General features: G+C 49.2%; 16 protein-coding genes. 5 read left to right on the plus strand and 11 right to left on the minus strand.

What is annotated here, in order from left to right:
• The first annotated feature begins 130 nt into the window (after positions 1–130).
• Entirely contained in the window at positions 131–1,870 is a 1,740-nt protein-coding gene (locus tag ACOMG9_RS13865; RefSeq protein ID WP_494528973.1) for a hypothetical protein, read from the plus strand.
• A 59-nt stretch (positions 1,871–1,929) separates the two neighbouring features.
• On the opposite strand, the gene cysG is transcribed toward ACOMG9_RS13865, so the two are convergent.
• A complete protein-coding gene (cysG, locus tag ACOMG9_RS13870; protein WP_448217292.1) occupies positions 1,930–3,318 on the minus strand; it encodes a siroheme synthase CysG in 1,389 nt (462 codons plus the stop codon).
• 509 nt (positions 3,319–3,827) lie between these two features.
• Between cysG and ACOMG9_RS13875 the strand changes: the two genes are divergently transcribed.
• Entirely contained in the window at positions 3,828–5,219 is a 1,392-nt protein-coding gene (locus ACOMG9_RS13875) for an MATE family efflux transporter (RefSeq protein ID WP_494528974.1), read from the plus strand.
• Positions 5,220–5,257: 38 nt separating this feature from the next.
• On the opposite strand, the gene serS is transcribed toward ACOMG9_RS13875, so the two are convergent.
• The 9 genes from serS to crcB form a co-directional block, all read right to left on the minus strand.
• The gene (serS, locus tag ACOMG9_RS13880; protein WP_448217294.1) at positions 5,258–6,541 is read right to left on the minus strand and encodes a serine--tRNA ligase; all 1,284 of its coding nucleotides are present in this window, start codon (positions 6,539–6,541) and stop codon (positions 5,258–5,260) included.
• Positions 6,542–6,718: 177 nt separating this feature from the next.
• Positions 6,719–8,236: a hypothetical protein gene (locus ACOMG9_RS13885; RefSeq protein WP_494528975.1), complete on the minus strand. Its 1,518-nt coding sequence runs from the start codon at positions 8,234–8,236 to the stop codon at positions 6,719–6,721.
• Positions 8,237–8,382: 146 nt separating this feature from the next.
• Complete coding sequence (locus tag ACOMG9_RS13890; RefSeq protein ID WP_494528976.1) at positions 8,383–9,930, minus strand: hypothetical protein; 1,548 nt, start codon at positions 9,928–9,930, stop codon at positions 8,383–8,385.
• 143 nt (positions 9,931–10,073) lie between these two features.
• Positions 10,074–11,123: a hypothetical protein gene (locus ACOMG9_RS13895; protein WP_448217297.1), complete on the minus strand. Its 1,050-nt coding sequence runs from the start codon at positions 11,121–11,123 to the stop codon at positions 10,074–10,076.
• Positions 11,124–11,316: 193 nt separating this feature from the next.
• On the minus strand, positions 11,317–12,480 hold the full coding sequence (locus tag ACOMG9_RS13900) for a hypothetical protein (RefSeq protein WP_448217298.1): 1,164 nt from the start codon (positions 12,478–12,480) through the stop codon (positions 11,317–11,319).
• Positions 12,481–12,549: 69 nt separating this feature from the next.
• Positions 12,550–13,656, minus strand: coding sequence for a hypothetical protein (locus tag ACOMG9_RS13905; protein WP_494528977.1), 1,107 nt, complete (start codon positions 13,654–13,656; stop codon positions 12,550–12,552).
• 118 nt (positions 13,657–13,774) lie between these two features.
• The gene (locus ACOMG9_RS13910; RefSeq protein ID WP_448217300.1) at positions 13,775–15,373 is read right to left on the minus strand and encodes a hypothetical protein; all 1,599 of its coding nucleotides are present in this window, start codon (positions 15,371–15,373) and stop codon (positions 13,775–13,777) included.
• Positions 15,374–15,563: 190 nt separating this feature from the next.
• Entirely contained in the window at positions 15,564–17,054 is a 1,491-nt protein-coding gene (locus ACOMG9_RS13915) for a hypothetical protein (RefSeq protein ID WP_448217301.1), read from the minus strand.
• 112 nt (positions 17,055–17,166) lie between these two features.
• Positions 17,167–17,556 carry a fluoride efflux transporter CrcB gene (gene crcB / locus ACOMG9_RS13920; protein WP_422134050.1) on the minus strand — a complete coding sequence of 130 codons (390 nt, stop codon included), beginning with the start codon at positions 17,554–17,556 and terminating at the stop codon, positions 17,167–17,169.
• A gap of 250 nt (positions 17,557–17,806) precedes the next feature.
• On the opposite strand from crcB, the gene ACOMG9_RS13925 reads away from it, so the two are divergent.
• From ACOMG9_RS13925 to ACOMG9_RS13935, 3 genes are all read left to right on the plus strand, one after another.
• Positions 17,807–18,154 (plus strand): type II toxin-antitoxin system RelE/ParE family toxin, encoded by a 348-nt coding sequence (locus tag ACOMG9_RS13925; RefSeq protein WP_448217302.1) that lies wholly within the window; start codon positions 17,807–17,809, stop codon positions 18,152–18,154.
• Positions 18,138–18,419 carry an addiction module antidote protein gene (locus ACOMG9_RS13930; protein WP_448217303.1) on the plus strand — a complete coding sequence of 94 codons (282 nt, stop codon included), beginning with the start codon at positions 18,138–18,140 and terminating at the stop codon, positions 18,417–18,419. The genes ACOMG9_RS13925 and ACOMG9_RS13930 overlap by 17 nt, the downstream gene beginning before the upstream one ends.
• 266 nt (positions 18,420–18,685) lie before the next feature.
• Positions 18,686–19,393, plus strand: coding sequence for a class I SAM-dependent methyltransferase (locus tag ACOMG9_RS13935; protein ID WP_448217304.1), 708 nt, complete (start codon positions 18,686–18,688; stop codon positions 19,391–19,393).
• A gap of 3 nt (positions 19,394–19,396) precedes the next feature.
• Here the strand turns inward: ACOMG9_RS13935 and ACOMG9_RS13940 are convergent, their stop codons facing one another.
• The gene (locus tag ACOMG9_RS13940; protein ID WP_448217305.1) at positions 19,397–19,711 is read right to left on the minus strand and encodes a hypothetical protein; all 315 of its coding nucleotides are present in this window, start codon (positions 19,709–19,711) and stop codon (positions 19,397–19,399) included.
• Between the last annotated feature and the right edge of the window lie 73 nt (positions 19,712–19,784).

Genomic DNA, 19,784 nt, shown 5'->3' on the forward strand with positions numbered 1-19,784 from the left:
AAGAGCACTGAAGAGAGGGTAGTAAGAAAAATCCAACTGTTTTTCCTGAAACATCTCAACCATATTAATGGATAAGTATAAATGCGGAGTCTAGGCTTCTTATCTGGGAGGCTTATCGGGAGTCTTTAACATGACCAAGCTACAGTATTATTCAGCCTGCTTAATCGCTCTTGTACTCCTGTCACAGGCTCTGATTCTGCAGGCACAGAACACAACTCAATCACCCAGTGTAACCCCTTCTGCTCCCCCCCTCCTTCCGACTGAATTGTGCGACCGTCTTTCACCACAGGCAATGGGGGTTGATGCGGTAGTGAACCTTTATAGCGACCTTGTTTACAATCGACAGTGTATTGTTCTCAAAGCTGACCCGACAGAGAATTTAAACAAGCTGATCGAACGGATTCCAGAGAACACTGTTATTTTGCTCTCCTCCGAAACCGTGCAGACCTCAACCACTGCCCCAACCACTGCCAATGTCACCACCAGCTCTTCGATGAATATGACCTCTTCCTCAATGGTTCTGTCAAATAGCACCACAGCGATGCCTCCTCCGTCAACGACCTCGGCGCCTGGTAAAATTACCGCTAAATACTTTATTGACGGTGAAATTCGTTTGAAAGACGGTCAGGACATTCTTGGAGCTGCCGAGGTCGATCATGAAATCGTTATCGAGGATCGGCCAGGATTTACAGGCAGTAGTATGATCAGGATTGGAGCCCCTGATAACTTCCTCTTCGGAGAAAGAAGAAAAAGTAATATACAACACATTACTTTCCGGCCAACCCGTGAGAATAACCTCCCCAAAATTGACTCCATTGTTTTTGCAGAGTGTTATAACCGCAGACTGATATTAGAAAAAAACGTATTCCATCTTCCTGTTCGGGCAGCAGTTAACCTGGATTGCAAATTACCTTTGAATTTATCCGCCACTTATTGGTATCGAGGTCCAGGTCTACAGTTTGCCAATAACACGGTCATTGGAAAAAAATACACCGGGCTTCACAACGGCATTCTTTCCGATCTTATTCCCGATCAAGGAGTATTAGTCAATCTTCCCGCCATCAAGTACCAGTCCAGGTTATTGACTGTGACTGGGAACACATTCCAAGGCGATATGGCAGAGGCGGGAGAGTTCAGACTGGGCCCCAGAATCTCCATGGATGTGTTCAAAAACAATGTTAATATTTCCAATGAGGGTATCACACGACTCGACCCTCTTCGCAAGGGAGGGTTTGTACTTGTTGGTACCGCAGATAAGGAAACAAAGTTTCCTCTTTTTTACCTGATTGGTAATCAGATCAAAACAACACAGACCGCTCTGACCGTCAGTGGACTGCTTGCTCTGAATTTGGTTTGTAACCACCTTCAGGCAGTCAAACCATGGTGGCAACCTCTGGAACGCTTCAGCCTGAAAGCAGCACACATAACACTGGATGACGCGGAAAAACAAAAACTGTGCGAAAAAGTTGTAAGTTCACCCAGTGTCTGGCCAATTCCCACTCAAACAACCGTGAATATCTGGACCGCCATGAATGGTTCCACAGCCAATGCCTGCGCCGGGCTGGTCAACCTCGAAGGTGAGCTCTTCTTTGTTTCAGAGGTCTGCCAGCCAGTCAGTCCGTCCTCTGACCCAGCTGCAGGTTTCGCAGCCTTCTTCAATGCCGTCAATATGAGTTCGGCAGCGGCCTCCAACTTATCAAACACAGTTACGACCACAGCACTCCCAACTTCATCAAATACAAATATGACCGTCGTACCCACTGCATCAAGCACAAATATGACAGTCCTGCCCACTTCATCAGCAGGTAAAGCCGCAGTGACGACTGCTCTGGGTGTCATGGCCACTCTGGCCATATTGTCGAACTTATAACCTGATGCATTCCCGCGCAAAGGGCGGGAATGCAGTGGGTGGGGGATGTATTGTTTGAACTAAGAAGTTTGAGGATTAAACCACTTAAGCTTGTCGTGGAGCTGCACCACATCACCAACAATTATCAAAGTGGGTGCCTTTACAGCATTCCCTTCAACAATGCTGCAAATAGTATCCAGAGTTCCGGTGAATACCCTTTGTTTCTGGGTGGTTCCCTTCTCAATCAAAGCAATGGGTGTGTCTGAACTGCGCCCGTGTTTGTGTAACTCTTCACAGATTCGTGGCAACCCCATCAGACCCATGTAGAAAACCAGAGTCTGGGAAGTGTCAACCATTTCTTGCCAGTTCAGGTTATAGCTGTCGTCTTTAAGATGACCGGTTACAAACCTTACAGACTGAGCATGATCTCTGTGCGTCAGGGGAATGCCCGCATAACTGGCACAGCCGGATGCCGCCGTAACACCCGGCACCACTTGAAAAGGAATATTCTCTTCAGCCAGAGTGTCAATCTCTTCACCTCCCCGACCAAAAATAAATGGATCTCCTCCTTTCAGACGCAACACCCGTTTACCTTCTTTTGCCAGATCGACCAGTAGCTGATTAATTTCTTCCTGAGGGCGGGTGTGTCGATCGCGCTTCTTGCCTACGTAGATGTAATCCGCATCCCGGCGACAGAGTGACAATACCTGTTCTGAAACCAGTCGGTCATGCAACACGACATCAGCCTGCTGCATCAACCTCAGTGCTTTGAATGTCAGCAAGTCCGGGTCCCCTGGCCCACCACCCACCAGATACACTTCCCCGGTTGTCACCGCTTCGGAGCTGGCGAGCTCTTCTTCCATTAAACGTTGGGCTGCCTCAACATCGCCGGAAATGGCTTTTTCCGCAGCACTCCCGGTTAACACACGCTCCCAGAAATATCTGCGATCATTGATATGACTGAATTTCCGGGACACTTTTGCACGAAACTGCCCCGCCATTTCGGCGAGACGGCCATAGCCAGCCGGCAAGATGGATTCCAATTGCTGTCGCAGCATTCGCGCTAGAACAGGTGCTTTTCCTCCCGTTGAGAAAGCCACCATAACCGGTGAGCGATCAACAATAGAAGGCATTACGGCATTACCGGATTGAGCGTCATCGACGACGTTGACAAACAAATTTTGCAGCTTTGCCTGCCGGGCCACTTCCGAGTTCACTTCAGGATCATCGGTTGCTGCAATAACGAGACAAACGCCTTTCAAATCAGAAAGCTCAAAGGCTTTCTGCCGGAACTGATGATCTCCGGCATTGATCAATGTCATCAGGTCCGGGTGAATTTCGGGCGCTACCAGCTGAATCATCGCACCCGCATCAGACAGTAATCTGGCTTTGCGCAAGGCAATGTCCCCCCCCCCAACGAGAAGACAGGGACGATCACGAACTTCGAGGAATAATGGCAAATAATCCACTCGGACGACTCTCTTTCAGTTATCATTATTGTATCCGGGAAACGGTTTTTTCAGCGGCTTAACCTGATACTGAACCTGTTCCTCTCATTGTCCGGCATTATACCAGTGAATGCTTATCCTTTAATAAGAATAAATTTGATCCTTATACCCTCTTTTAAAGCCTTAAAATCCAATGCCTGGTTGTCTCACTTCAGAGTTCGGTATTTCCCAGCAGATGAGCGATACTTTAGTTCATATAATCTACGCCGAATAATTCAAGACTGAATCTAGAACAGTCTAAGTACTCAGCCATACGGAATCGAATATTTCTGGCTTATTGGGCTGGTGCTCTGCAAGGCGCAACGACGGGAACATAGCAAGCTATGTGACCAGAGTTGCAACGCATCACGACTGCATGGATGCAGGAGCTAGAGCAACGCAGGAGCAGTTGCCGCGAGTGCCTGAACAATAAGTCAGAAAATATGATTTCGTATGGTTGAGTACTTAATACCCTTTTTATCAGGAACTGCATGAATACATCCGCTTCACTAAGTTTTAGTGCGGACAGGGAGTTTTTTCATAAACTCTGGCGCCTCGCCCTGCCTGTTTCCCTGCAATCCATGATGTTTTCCCTGCTCGGACTCATCGATATTCTGATGGTCGGTCAGCTGGGTGAGACAGCCGTTGCTGCGGTGGGCCTGGGAAACCGAATCTTTTTCTTTAACCTGATTCTGACTGCCTCTCTGGGTAGCGGTATGAGTATTCTGGCCTCACAGTTTATCGGCTCGGGCGATCCTGCGGGCTTGCGAAGAACGCTGGTGCAATCGCTGCTGACCTCAGTACTCATCACGGTACCTATCGTGGCCTTTTACATGCTGCTGCCTGATGTCGTGATCGGGCTTTCAACCCGCGACCCTGAGCTAACCCGACTGGCTATTGAATACCTCCTGATTACCGCCCCTTCGATTATCTGTGCGGCAATTGTCGTACCTTTGGAAGCCGCGATGAGAGCATCTGGCGATGCCAGAACACCCACCCTCATTGGCTTTTATGCCATTCTGGTGAATGTATTCCTGAATTACGTGCTGATTTTTGGGCACTTTGGATTCCCGGAACTGGGCGTTGCCGGATCGGCCTGGGGAACAACGCTGTCCAGACTCTTCCAGACAGTCCTTCTGCTCTGGTACATCAAACAATTCAGAAGCTACCTGATTCCCGAAAAACAGGATTTAGAGTTGGGCCTGAAAACGAAAGAGCTGATTCGCTATTTCAAAGTCAGTGTTCCCATCGTGCTCCAGGACGGATCCTGGGCTTTTGGTCTGATTATATACAGCGTCATCTATGCCGGTATTGGTGTCAATGAGCTTGCAGTCATGTCAGCGATCTCCTCTATCGAGGCCATCCTGATTTCACTGTTTCTCGGATTCGGTGTGGGCGGCTCTATTATTCTGGGTCAGGAACTGGGAGCCTGCCGTTTTGAGAGAGCCTGGCGACAGGGTTGGATGATGCTGGTCATGTCACCCTTTATTGCGCTGTTTATTGGTACTCTGCTGATCGTTTTCCGGACGGATGTGGTTACCCTGTTCGGAAAGTTTGAAGGCTCCACCATGACTATGGCTCAGGAGGCAATGATCGTAGCCAGTGTGGGCTTGTGTATCCGGGTTATCAACCTGATGGGAATTATCGGCCTGCTGAGAAGTGGCGGAGATGTTAAAGCCACCGCTATCATCTGCACCTTTGCCATGTGGGGGATTGGCATCCCCATGGCCTGGCTCGCAGCGCACTGGGGACTGCCGCTGTACCTGGTGTTTATTTTCAGCCTGTTTGAAGAGCTGTTTAAGGCTATGATGGTGTTGTTCAGAGTATTCTCACGACGGTGGTTGAAGAACCTGGTCTCGGAGCCTGTGACCCAGAGCACCTGAAGGTGCTCTGGTTTTAGAACTATCTGTTTCAGAGCTATCTATCTGCCCAGCACAGTGACGCCACCCATGTAGGGCTGAAGCACTTCCGGGATAGTAATGGAGCCGTCTTCATTCTGATAATTTTCCAGAACAGCCACCAGCGTTCTGCCCACTGCCAGACCCGAACCATTGAGGGTATGCAGCAGTTCCGGCTTGCCGGTTTCGGGATTACGGAAACGGGCCAGCATGCGGCGAGCCTGGAAATCCAGACAGTTACTGACAGAAGAAATCTCACGGTACTTGCCCTGACCCGGCAGCCAGACTTCCAGATCGTAAGTTTTGGCGGCACCAAAGCCAAGATCACCGCCGCAGAGCGCGACTACGCGATAAGGCAGTCCCAGTTTCTGCAGAATAGCCTCAGCATGACCGGTCATGGCTTCCAGCGCCTCGAACGACTTTTCCGGATGCACTACCTGAACCATTTCCACTTTCTCAAACTGATGCTGGCGGATCAGGCCACGGGTATCACGACCATGGCTGCCTGCTTCGCTGCGAAAACAGCAAGAGTGTGCCGTCAGTTTCAGTGGCAGTTCAATGGCATCCAGAATGCTCTCACGTACGACGTTAGTCAGGGTCACTTCGGAGGTTGGAATCAGGTAGAAAGGTTTCTCAGCTTCAGCGCATTCGGTCTTGAACAGATCTTCACTGAACTTTGGCAGCTGTCCAGTCCCCAGCAGAGCGGTATCATGAACCAGAGCCGGTGTATTGACCTCTTCATAACCATGTTCCTGAACCTGAACATCCAGCATAAACTGAGCCAGGGCACGATGCAGTCGGGCAATGCCACCACGCATCAGTGTAAAACGTGCACCAGACAGTTTGGTGCCGGTTTCAAAGTCCAGACCCAGGGGCTCACCCAGATCAACGTGATCCTTGATATCAAACTGGAAATCAGCCGGGGTTCCCCAACGACGCACTTCAACATTGTCTTCTTCATCAGCTCCTTCCGGTACTGATTCATGGGGCAGATTGGGAACCCCCAGTAACAAGTCATTCAGTTCTACCTGCAGGGCTGACAGTTGGTGCTCGGACTCTTTCACCTCCGCAGAGAGCTGGTCCATACGAGCCTTGAGTTCGGAGATATCACCGCCTCGGGATTTGATCTTGCCGAACTCCTTCGACCCGGATTTACGTTCGCTCTGAAGCTGTTCGGTGCGCATCTGCAGGGACTTGCGACGCTCTTCCAAAGCGTTTAGTCGCTCTACATCCAGCTCGAAATGCTTTTTACGAAGCAAGGCAGCCACTTCATCGAGGTGGCTGCGAACGTATTTGGGATCCAGCATGTGAATTCCGTAACCTTATGTCTTAAACAATTCTGAGGGTCCTGAACCAGGACGAGTGCAGAGATCCTGAGCAGATCTCCGTGAAACATCAATAATAAGGAAAGTCTGCAAATTCACAAGGGGCAGGTTCTTTAATTGCGGAAATTGTTTATTGGGGAGTCTTTTTAATGGTGCCATTCAGCTCCAGGTCGCCTTGCGACACTGAACCTCAGAAGTCCTTGGGGTACGCCAGCTGGAACAGCCACTTGCTCTTTGCTGACTTGAAGAACTACTGGAGGGTGAATGTGTGGTCGCCCTCCCCTGCTGATGGCTAGTTCCGCTGCAGGTGGCTGTTCGGGCCCTTTCATCCGCCTCTTCCTGCATCATCTCCATTTCCATCTCCATCTCCCGGCGTCTTTTCTCTTCTTTTGTCAAGAGATACCTGCGTTCCTTCAAATAGTCGTATAGCTTTATCAGCGATATCTGCATGCTGAGATTAATATCCACGTTACAGGAATAGGGATCCAGAGCCCCGGACCTGATCAGTACTTTCTCCGTAACCCTTCTATCAAAGCCTTCCATAATCTCTCCGATCTTTTTCCTGTCTCTCCTGTCAGGCTCCCGGTCCCTTCCTTCCTGATCTTCCAGCTCGAGTGCCTTGCCTAACTTTCTTTGCAACTCCTCCGCCTGTTCAATCTCCCATGTCCATTGCTCTCTTTGTGATAGCCTCTGGCCATGAGCAATGACTATACCCATCACGCCGGTTAAAAAACCTCCGAGCAATGCGCCTGAAAGGAACAGTACTTTATAATTGAGACCATCGAGATTATAACCACTTCGGGGGTGGTAGGTGACCGGCTTTTTACCCTCCAGAACTCTGTGAACCTGCTGGTACCATTCAGTGCCATAACCTTCAAGACCAGCGGCGTCCATAAACAGGGCGGAAAGATCTTCTTGATAATGACGACGTTCACTGTCTGTACGCCAGAGGGTGGAATGGCTGTTAAACAGTTCAGTCAAAGAGGAAACGTAAAGAACAAAGGCTGGGTCTCTGGCAATCTCCGGGTCCTGTTTTTGCTCATCGACCCTGTAGCTGAGATGACGAAGCGCCTTGCCACGGAGAAAAAGCTCCTGCATTTCTACCAGAATGAAACCAAGCTGCCGGGATAACTCTCTCGGGGAAAGCGGGTTGGACGGAAATTCTCTGAAACTGTTCTGCACTGCCTCTTCAATCAGGCTCGCCATTGAGTCCGTTCGGTCTTCAGCCGAGACCCCCTGAAGCAACACAGGTCGCGTTCGATACCAACGAGCAACATCCGGGGATTCTTCCATGCCAGGTGCTTTGTTGAGCAGAAGGTGAAACATAGGGTGGTCCGGATTGTCGCTAGCGGTGACTTTCGAAATAGTATGCCGGACAGCCTGATGAACGAGTCTGGTCAAAAACTGCTGTCGGGTTTCTGTCTGACTGTCTGGTAAAGAGTGGCCTTCCGCCCCCTGATCCTGCTCATAGCTATCATAGACTCGCCGAACCGAAACCATGATGGCTTTTAACAGCTTCTCATTTTCTTCGGCAAACACGTAATCAAAATAGAGACTGTTCAGATTATCCCGGACATTCCTGGCGGCTTTCTGCTCGGGTGACTCAGCACTGCCCCAACAGGAAGTCACCAGCATCAAGCTGAAAAACACAAACAATAAGCCTCGAAGAAAAAACATCTGACCTCCCTGTCAACTGGCAAATTAAAAAATTATAGGACAAGCAACTGGCCGCTGCGGAATAAAAACAATGAATCCATGGCCAGAACCTTCTAATGGCGGAAATTGTTTACCGAACATAAATCAGCTGACAAAGCTTTAAATAATCAATCCCAGCTAGCCTCCAGCCCCTGAACTGAAAGAGTGGTCGGTGTATCCCAACTGGAAAAGCCAAAACCACCATCGTTGTCTGAAGAATCCCAACTGAAGCCGGAATTGGATAGGGTCTTGAGCTTATTTTGTTGATGGGTTGTTGCAGTGTAGGCGGCTGTTCTGGCTCTTTCAGCCGCTTCTTGCCGCTGCTGTTCATGACGTATTTTATCTTCTCTTGTCAGGATATATTCTTCTTGTCTCAAATGGCTATAAAGATCTGCCAGCGACCACTGCATATAGAGATCATCCAGATCCATGTCACAGAAATGGGGATCCAGAACCCCGGCTCTGATCATGACTTTTTCCCAAATCTTTCGATCAAAGCCTTCGATGATATCTCTTACCTTCTTCCTGTCCCTTCTGTTAGGTGTCCAGTCCCTTCCTTTCGGATCTTTCCGCCAAGGCTTGTTGAGTGCTCTGCCCAGCTTCTTTCGCAGCTTTTCCTCTTGCCGCCACTTGCGTTCCATTTTATATTCATCGACCATCAAAAAGGCCATTATGCTGATCATGCTGATGACCACGCCGCCTGCCGAAGCGATCACCCCAATTTTAAACCAGCGTTCCCAGTTATTGTCATCCTGATGGCTTTGCCTGATCGGCTTTTCAATGACCAGCTTTTTACTGACCCGTTTTTCACCATCCAGAATTCTGCGAACCTGCTGATACCACCCAAGACCGTAATCCTGACGGTCAGCCGCTTCCATAAACAGGGCAGAGAGGTTTTCCTGATAGTCACGACGTTTGCTGTCTTTATGCCAGAGGGTGGGATGATTATTAAAGTCTTCAGTCAGGATGGTCAGGTAAATGTTAAATGCAGGGTCTCTGGCAATCCGTGGGTTCTGTTTTTGCTTTTCAACCTTAAAACTAAGTGAACGAAGCGCCTTGCCCCGGAGAAAAAGCTCCTGCATTTCCAGCAGAATAAAACCGAGTTGCCGGGCTAACTGCTCCGGGGAAAGCGGGTTGGCGGGAAATTCTCTGAAGCTGTTCTGCACAGCCTCCTCAATCAGACTCTCCATGGAGTCCAGACGATCTTCAGCCATCACCCCCAGAAGCATGACCGGATAGGTTTGAGACCAGTGAACAACATCCTGAGATTCCTTCATGTCGGGAGCATTGCTGAATGCCTGCAGGAGATGAAATATGGGACGGTCCGGGTCACTGTCGTCCAATTTATCGTTAACTTTCGCAATAGTGTGGCGGGCAGCCTGCTGGACGAGTCTGGTAAGAAACTGCTGTCGAGCTTCTTTCTGATTGTCTGGAACCAGTTGGTCTTGCGGCCACTGATTCGGCTTATAAAGGTCATAGATTTGCCGGACAGATACCATCATGGCTTTTAACAGCCCCTCATTTTCTTTGGCAAAGACATAATCAAAATAGAGATTGCCAAGATTCTTCTGGGCATTCCTCTCAGCTTTCTGCTCGATTGACTCAACACTGCTCCAGCTGGAAGCCACTGCTATCAGACTGAGAAACAAAAACAGAAAACCACGAAAAAGAAGCATCCAACACCCCTGTGTCCTGACAAATTAAGGAAGCATAGAACAAGGTAATGGCAGCTGCAGAGAAAAAACCAATGAATTTAGGGCAGAACGTTTAATTGTGGAAATTGTTCAGCGAAACGGGGGCTCTGGCTAATGTTTACAGCCTATCCTCTTTTAGCTCTTCTTCGCGGAGGTTCCGGTTCACATATTTCTTTCACTATTGATACCACCGTGAAGATGACCACCAAGGAAAACGGAATCATGATCACAGGTTTGATCCAATGTTCCCAATCATTGTCAGCCCCGAAAGGCTCTTCAATGACCGGTTTTTCTCCATCCAGAACCCTGCGAATCTGCTGGTACCACTCAATACCATATTCTTCATGATCAGCAGCTTTCATAAACAGGGCGGAGAGGTCTCCCTGATACTGACGCCATTTGCTCCCCCCGCTCTCTGTATGCCAGAGGGTGCCGTGGCTGTTAAACCGTTCAGTCAAAAAGGAAAGAAAAAAAGCAAATGAAAGATCACTGCCGATCTCCGGTATCCGTTTGAAGCGGTTTACCGTGTGGCTAAGAGAACGGAGCGCCTTACCACGGAGAAAAAGCTCCTGCATTTCCACCACTATAAAACCCAGTTGCCGGGCTAACTGTTCCCGGGAAACCGGGTTAGACGGGAATTCTCTGAAACTGTTCTGCACAGCCTCCTGAATCAGGCTCTCCATAGAGTCCATACGATCTTCAGCGACGACCCCCTGAAGCAACACAGGCCGGGTTCGATACCAATGAACGACATCCCCGGATTCCTCCATGGCAGGAGCATTACTGAATGCCTGCAGGAGATGGAACATGGAACAGTCTGGGTGACTGTCAACCACCTTTTCGCTACCAATGACTTTCGAAGTAGTATGCCGGATAGCCTGCTGGATGAGGTTGGTGAGAAGTTGCTGTCGGGCTTCTGTCCGATTCTCTGTTGCAGAGTGACCTTCCGACCAAAGATCCTGATAATAGTAGTCATAGACTTGCCGCACTGAAACCATGATGGCTTCTAACAGCCTTTTATTTTCTTCGGCAAAGACGAAACTAAAATAGAGGCCGTTGACACTGAGCCGGGCATTCCTGTGAGCTTTCTGCTCGGGTGACTCAACACTGCTCCAACAGGAAGCCACCAGCATAAGATTAAAAAACAGAAACCATAAACTACGAAAAAGAAGCATCTGCCCCCCTATTTCCTGAAAAATTTACAAAGCATAGGACAATCAACTAGGAGGCTGAAAAAGTCATTAAAATAAACCCCAACAACTCGTTTCCACGCTGGAGCGGAACGAGTCAAAAAATCCCAACTGAAGCTGGTAAATCAGGTTGAGCGCTCTGCCTGATGTCCTTTGCAGCCTATCCTCAAACAGCTACTCATACCCTTGGTACAAACATTTCATATACATGTGCAGTTCTCAAAAGATGAGCCACCGCGTTGATCATCAACATGCTAAAAATAGCAATCAGCTCAAGTCCGATCTTTCGATCCAGTAAATCGCTGATCATGTTCACGTAGTCTTTCCTGACTGGCTCTTTATTGACCGGCTTTTTATTGACCGGCTCATTATTGACCGGCTTATTATTGAATAGCTTTCCACTATCCAGAATTCTGCGAACCAGCTTGTAAAACTCCAAACCATAATTTTTATGATTAGCGGCTTGCGAAAACAGGACGGAGAGGCCTCCCTGAAACTTAAGCCATTTGCTCCCCAGGCTCTTTGTATGCCAGAGGGTGTCATTGCTGTTAAACAGCTCAGTCAAAAAGGAAAGATAAAGAGTGAATGCAGGATCATTGGCAATCTCCGGGTTCTGTTTTTGCTGCTCTATCTTGTAGCTGAGAGACCGGAGCGCCCTGCCACGGAGAAAAAGCTCCTGCATTTCCAGCAGAATATAGCCGAGTTGCCAGGCTAACTGTACCCGGGTAAGTGGCTCATAATAGAATGCCCTCTTCACCACAAATCTTGGTAATAACTGTTCCCAGGTAAGTGGGTGAGACGGGAATTCTCTGAAACTGTTCTTTACCGCCTCCTGAATCAGGTTCTCCATGGAGTCCGTACGATCTTCAGCCAGAATCCCCTGAAGCAACACCGGCTGATTTTGATACCAATCAATAACATCCCGGGATTCCTCCAGAGCAGGAATACTATTGAATACCTGCAGAAAATGAAGCGAGGGACTGCAAGGGCGACTGTCATCCATACCATTGTCACCGGTGACTTTTGCAATAGTATGACGGATGGCCTCCTGAACAAGACTGGTAAGCAGCCGCTGCCGATCTTCTTTCTGACTGTCTGGAGTAAAATGACTTTCCAGCGACTGATACTGCTCATCGCGGTCATAGACTTTCCGTGCAGAAACCATGATGGTTTCTAGCAGCAACTTATTTTCTCCGGCAAAGACGTAACCAAAATAGAGATTGCTTATGTCGTACTGGACATCTATGAGAGCTTTCCGCCCGACTGACTCAACACTGCCCCGACAGGAAGCCACCAGCATCAGACTGAAAAGCAGAGACCATAAACCACGAAAAAGAAGCACCCGCCCCCCCTATTCCCTGACAAATTCAGAAAGCATAGGACAATCGACTAGTGGGTGCAGACAAAGTCACTAGAATTGCCCTTGGTGAAGGCGTATACGGTACGCAAAATCTTCCACAATAACGATCATCAGCCAATCAACCACAAGCCAAAGGGTAAATTTCTCCCTTGGGCCCACTTCAATGCAGTACAGGTAGTATTTGATGTCATTCCAGTACGAGTAGTATTTCCTGGCCGGCTTTTCATGGAGCAGCTTTTCACCATCCAGAATTCTGCGAACCCGCTGGTACCGCTCAATACCATAATTTTCATGATGAGCGGCTTTCATAAACAGGGCGTAGAGGTCTTCCTGATACTGACGCCATTTGCTCCCCAGGCTCTTTCTATGCCAGAGGGCTTCATGGCTGTTAAACAGTTCAGTCAAAAAGGAAAGATAAAGAATAAATGCAGGATCACCGGCAATCTTCGGGTTCTGTTTTTGCTGCTCTATCTCGTAGCTGAGAGACCGGAGCGCCCTGCCACGGAGAAAAAGCTCCTGCATTTCCAGCAGAATAAAACCGAGTTGCCGGGCTAACTGTTTCCGGGAAAATGGGTTGGACGGAAATTCTCTGAAACTGTTCTGTACCGCCTCCTGAATCAGGCTCTCCATGGAGTCCCTGCGATCTTCAGCCAGCACCCCCTGAAGCAACACCGGCTGGTTTCGATACCAATGAATAACATCCCGGGATTCCTCCATGGCAGGAGAACCACTGAATGCCTGCAGGAGATGAAACATGGAACGGTCCCGGTAACTGTCATCTATATCATCGTTACCCGTGATTTTCGCAATAGTATGGCGGGTAGCCTGCTGGACAAGTCTGGTGAGCAGCTGCCGCCGGTGCTCTGTCTGATTGTCAGAAGCAAAATGACTTTCCGGCCACTGATACAGCTCATAGCGGTCATAAACTTTCCGTGCTGAAACCATAATGGCTTCTAACAGCCTGTTATTTTCTTCGGCAAAGACGTGACCAAAATAAAGACCGTTGATGTCGTAATGGACATCTATGAGAGCTGTCCGTTCGAGTGATTCAACACTGCCCCAACAGGTGGCCACCAGCATCAGATTCAAAAACACAGACCATAAACCGCAGAAAATAAACATCCGCCACCCCAATGTCCTGACAAATTCAGGGAGCATAGGACAATCCACTGGCAAGTGCCGAAAAACTAATTAATGGTTCAGATTCAGACGTTCCCGGCAGGCAAATGAGAACACTGCCGGGCCTCCAAACATGGAATCAGGCACATAAATGACCTCAATTCCAGTCCGCATCCCGTCCCTGAACCTCAGTGGCAGTGGCAGTACCAAAGCTGACATAACCACTGTCGTCATCGCTGCCTGGAAAATTATAAGTGAAGCTCGATAAAGACTCCGACCCGTTTTGTTGCGAGGTTGTTTCAGTGTATGAGGGCGTCCAGGCTCTTTCATTAGCCTGTTCCTGCTCTTTTCTGCGGCGTTCTTTATATTCTTCCTGCTCCCTTTTTCGGCGAATTTCATCTTTTTCTGTCCAGATATAGCGTTCTTTCCTCAAATACCTGTAGAGCTCTGTCAGCGATATCTGCATGTAGATATCAGCTATATCCATGTTACAGAAAAGGGGATTCAGAACCCCAGCCTGGATCAGTACATTTTTTATGATCTTTTCTTCAAAGCCTTCCGCAGCTTCTTTGACTTCCTTCCTGTCAGTTTCGTTGGGTTTCCAGTCCCTTCCCTGCGGATCTTCCCGCCCGGGTTTGTTGAGTGTTTTGCCCAATTTCCTTTGCAGATTCTCCTCCTGCCGCCGCTCCTGCCTGCCCTGCTCCGCTTCATGTTCAGACATTCCCAGACAGACCATGGTGGTGACAAATGCGCCAAACATTACACTCATCCCAAGCACCACTCTAAAGGGAGTGAGTTCAAACCAGCCTTCCCACTCATCATCATCCCGGTAGTAATGCCTGTGCGGTTTCTGAGCGGGCGTTGGTCGGGTAACAGGCACTGGCTTTTCACCATCGAGAATCCTGCGAATCTGCTGGTACCATTCATTGCCATAACCTTCACGATCAGCGGCTTTCATAAACAGGGCGGAGAGGTCTTCCTGATAATGACGACGTTTGCTGTCGGTATGCCAGAGAGTAGGATGCTTGTTAAAGGCTTCCGTCAGCAGGGACAGGTAAATGGTAAATGCAGGGTCTCTGGCAATCTGCGGGTTCTTTTTTTGCTTGTCTACCTTGTAACTGAGTAAACGAAGCGCCTTGCCCCGGAGAAACAGCTCCTGCATTTCGACCAGGATAAAACCGAGTTGCCGGGCTAACTGTTCCCGGGTAAGCGGGTCAGACGGGAATTCTTTGAAACTGTTCTGCACAGCCTCCTGAATCAGGCTCTCCATGGAGTCCATACGATCTTCAGCCAGAACCCCCTTAAGCATCACCGGCCTGGTCTGGAACCAATGAGCAACATCCAGGGATTCCTGCATGGATGGCGCATTGCTCAGTGCCTGCAGAATATGAAACATGGGAAGATAACTGTCATCCGTGTCATCGTTACCATTGATTTTTGCAATAGCATGGCGGGTGGCCTGTTGAACCAGCTCGGTGAGTAGCTGCTGTCGGGCTTCTGTCTGATAGAGAGATTCAGACTGACATTCCAGCCTTTTATCCAACTCATCGCGGTCATAGATACGCCGCACTGAAACCATGATGGCTTTTAACAGCCTCTCATTTTCTTCTGCAAAGACGTAATCGAAATAGAGTCTGTTGATATTGTTCCGGACATTCCTGGCAGCTTTCTCCCCGGGTGAATCAACACTGCCCCAACAGGAAGCTACCAGCATCAGACTGAAAAACACGGACCACAAACCACGAAAAAAAAACATCTGCCACCCCTGCGCCCTGACAAATTCAGAAAGCTTAGGACAAGCGTCTGGCAGGTTCTGAAAAATTATTGGCTCAGGCTGCATTCGGTTTAAAGAGCGGCCGGATACCCTGATAACCCAGACTGGCTCCCGGCAGGCAGACAGGAAAAATGCCGGGCACAAAGACGTAGAATCAAACAGATACATGACTTCAGTCCCAGACCGCATCCCGACTCTGAACTTGTTCAGTAGAGGGTGTACCAAAGCTGTCATAACCACCAGAGCTGCCGTAACCACCAGAGCTGTCATAACTACCAAAGATGTCATAACCACTGCCGCCATTACCGCTGCCTGGAAGACTGAAAATGGAGCCGAATGCCTCCCCAAACCCGTCTTGATGATGAGTTGATTGAGTGGCTTGTCTTTTAGCCTCTTCCTCCTGCCTTCTCAGACGTCTTTCCTCTTCCTCCTGTCTTCTCAGGCGTCTTTCCTCTTCTACTGCCCAGATATCGCCTTCTTCCCACGAATAGCTGTATAGCCTTGGCTGTGGAGACTGCATGAAACTGACCTGCTTCCCTTCAGCGCTGTTAGGTCTCAAGTTCCTTCCCTGGGGACCTTTCCGCCCGGGTTTGTCGATGCCCGATTCTGTGTCATATTCGAAGGAGATCACTATGTAAACCGCAGCGCAGGTCAACACGCCAAGCATAGCCCCCATCCCAAGCGCTGCTTTTAACACAGTGGGTTGATACCAGGCTTCCCCATTACTTTCATGCCGATTGTGATGGCTGCCCGGATTCTGACCGGGCGGCGGTGGTGTAACAGGCACCATTTTTTCAACAGCCAGAATCCTGCGGATCTGCTGGTACCACTCATGACCATAATCCTCACGATCTGTGGCTTTCATAAACAGCGCGGAGAGATTTTCCTGATACTCACGACGTTTGCTGTCTGTATGCCAGAGGGTGGGATGGTTGTTAAAGGTTTTAGTCAGCAGGGACAGGTAAATGCTAAATGCCGGGTCTCTGGCAATCTTCGGGTTCTGCTTTTGCCGATCTACCTTGTGGCTTAGAGAACGAAGCACCTTGCCACGCAGAAAACGCTCCTGCATTTCCAGAAGAATAAAACCGATTTGCTGAGCTAATTGCTCCCGGGAAAGCTGGTTGGACGGGAATTCTCTGAAACTGTTTTGCACAGCCTCCTGAATCAGGCTTTCCATGGAATCCATGCGATCTTCAGCGAGAACCCCCTGAAGCAGTAAGGGCCGAGTGTGGAACCAGTGAGCAACATCCTGGGATTCCCGCATGGATGGCGCATTGCTGACTGCCTGCAGGAGATGAAACATGGAACGATCACTGCCATCCAGCTCCTCGTCACCATTGATTTTTGCGATAGTATGCCGGGTTGCCTGCTGGACCAGCCCGGTGAGAAGCTGCTGTCGGGCTTCGGTCTGATTGCCTGTTGCAGAGTGGCCTTCCAGCCAATGATCCAGCTCATAGTGGTCATAAAGTCGCCTTACAGAAACCATGATGGCTTTTAACAGCTTCTCGTTTTCTTCTGCAAAGACGTAGTCAAAATAGAGTCTGTTGAGATTTTCCCGGGCGTACCTGAGCGCTTTCTGCTCAGGTGAATCAACACTGCCCCAACAGGAAGCAACCAACACAAGACTGACAAAAACGGAACTAATTATTCGAAAAAGATACATCCTATACCTCCTTTTCTTTAAAGAATATTTTCCTTAACAAACCCCGGAAGCATAGGACAATCTACTGGCAGGTGCAGAAATAGCGATAAACGGTTGAGCCTGTATCCAGGTTCTAAAGCGCCCAGCGGACCCCCTGATAACCCAGCCAGGTTCCCAGCAGGCAAACAAGAACACTGCCAAGCCCATAGGCCAGGGCAGTCAGAAGCTGATCGGATTGAAGCAATCTCATCAGATCCAGAGAGAAGGTTGAGAAAGTGGTCAGTGCGCCCAGAAAACCGGTCATCACAAAGACCTTCCAGGTGGGTGATAACATGGCTTTTTCTGTCAGCAGGTACCAGCAAACCCCCATGATAACTGATCCCACCAGGTTAACCGTCAGCGTCGGAAAATGATGCAGATGGGGATTACGGGTCAGCACAAACAGCTCATAGACAAATGCTCTGAGAAGGGCTCCCAGTGCACCACCCGCAGCGACGGCTATCCAGTGTGTAGCTTGCATCATAATTCCTGTTTGTTTTCTGGTCACAGTTCTGCCCGTAGCCGCTTTTGCTACGTCAGGCGTGACCAGACTGATAGAGTTTGATCTGTGCCAAGATAACACGGGCTCCCCGGCATTGGCAGTGGGACAAACAGGTCAGCCGACTGGACAGATATCTCTGACCTGCTTCAATTGAACTGCCAGAACGGTTCGCCAAAAATCACGCCAAAGGTTCCAAAAAATCAGACACTTCAGGACGGAGCACTTTGCAAAAATGTATCCTATAGGTTACAGTCTGGAAATTATGAAATTCGATTTAGTGGCCACAGAGGTATTCCAGAAGTGGCGCAAAGGCCTGAAAGACCGCCAAGCGGCGAAGGCTATCGCCATAAGGCTTGAGCGGGCCAGGGCCGGCCACCTCGGAGATGTCCAGTCCGTTGGAAACCAGGTCAGTGAGATGAGAATTTTTGTTGGTAAAGGATACCGCCTCTATTTCACAATCCGGAACCGTCAGCTAATCGCACTCTTATGCGGTGGCGACAAAAGCAGCCAAAAGCGGGATATTCTCAAAGCCCACACATTGATAGAACAAATGAGGAATGACGATGGCACTGAAACTTGAACCTTTTAACCCTGTGGAAATGCTGGAAACCGATGATGAGATTGCACACTTTCTGGCTGAGGCTTATCTGGACGACGACCCCGCTGTTTTCGTACTCGCTCTGGGTGACGTGGTTAAGAAAAAAGGGGTCGCTCAATTGGCCAGGCAAACCGGGCTGAGCCGGGAGAGCCTTTACAAAACCTTCAATGGCAGGGTGCAGCCCCGTTGGGATACGGTTCACCGCCTGCTGAAATCACTGGGTGTCAAACTCACTGTTACAGCCTGAATTGCCAGCGCGGTTCTTATCTGCTCCATATGATCAATGTCGTTGACGACCATAAGCTTCAGGGTTGATCTCGACCAGCGTCTGGTGCTCTGATTTTCAGCGGAAGAGCACCTTATTCTATGTTTTCCGGCTTCTGCGCTGCGGGCTCCCTGGCATTGGCAGTGGGACAAACAGGTCAGCCGACTGGACAGATATCTCTGACCTGCTTCAATAACAGTGGGTCTCCCGTCTTTCATTCCATCATCAGAGTACACCCCGGTAAGCCGATGAAACATCGTTCAGAAGTCGATATTTTTAATGAACAATGGCAGTGCTACCGCTGGCTGGTCGATAACAATGTCATGGGCCACCAGCAGCTGATGCGTCTTGCTACTAGTAAACTCATGCAGCACTACGGCGATCAAAAAGTAGACCTGCTCGATCTTGGCTGTGGCGATGCGTCACTGGCAGTAGAGATGACCAGAGAGCTATCGCTAACCTCCTACACGGCAGTCGATCTTGCTGAATCTGTTTTAGCCATGGCTAAACAGAACATGCAAAAACCCGGGGTTGATTCACAGTTCTTTCTCAGTAATATTTTCGACCCCCTGCCAGTTAAGGGCGCCTACAACCTGATCTTCAGCAGTTTCGCCATTCATCATGGCTCCCTGTCGGAAAAACAGGCGCTTTTCTCGGAACTCAGGAACAAGGCAGAACCCAACAGCCTGTTTGTGATGATTGATGCCATCAGGCTTGATCAACAGAGTCGGGATCAATACATCGAAAAAGTTGGCCAGTACTTCAAAAGTATTTCGGAGCTTCAGGGCGACTGGCAGAACCTTGTTCTGGATCACGTCAGCCAGTTCGACTTCCCGGAAAGTATTGCGCAGCTTTGTGAAATAGGTGAGCAGGCTCGGTGGCAGCTGCTGGATCACCAGATAGTGAAAGAGCTGCCGGACTATCCGGCAGCGATCATGGTCTTTCAGGCGATTTGAGTATTATCTGTAAACCGGTAGCGTCCCACTGAACCTGATACTACAGAAAAAAACAGACCCTGTGGTGATTTTACATTGGCGGTAAATACCCTTATCCGCCACAATAGCCGACCCGCTGTATTTACGGTCACAGCCGGAAACCTTTCCCTGAATGATTTCACACTGACGGTAGGCGCCATTGTTTTTAATCACCGCTGTGCCGGTATACATGCCACCACATTGGCTGATCTGACCATGACTGATTGAGCAGGTGCGATATTCACCGGCAAGGGTTATGCCTGACATCAGCAGGCTGGACAGGAATATCCAGAACTTCATTTTAAATACCCGGGGAAACTTTGCGCTTGCAGATTAACTTCATCATGATTGAGGTTCATCGGGGCCCATGGCT

It is taken from the genome of Endozoicomonas sp. PH6C, assembly GCF_059322965.1.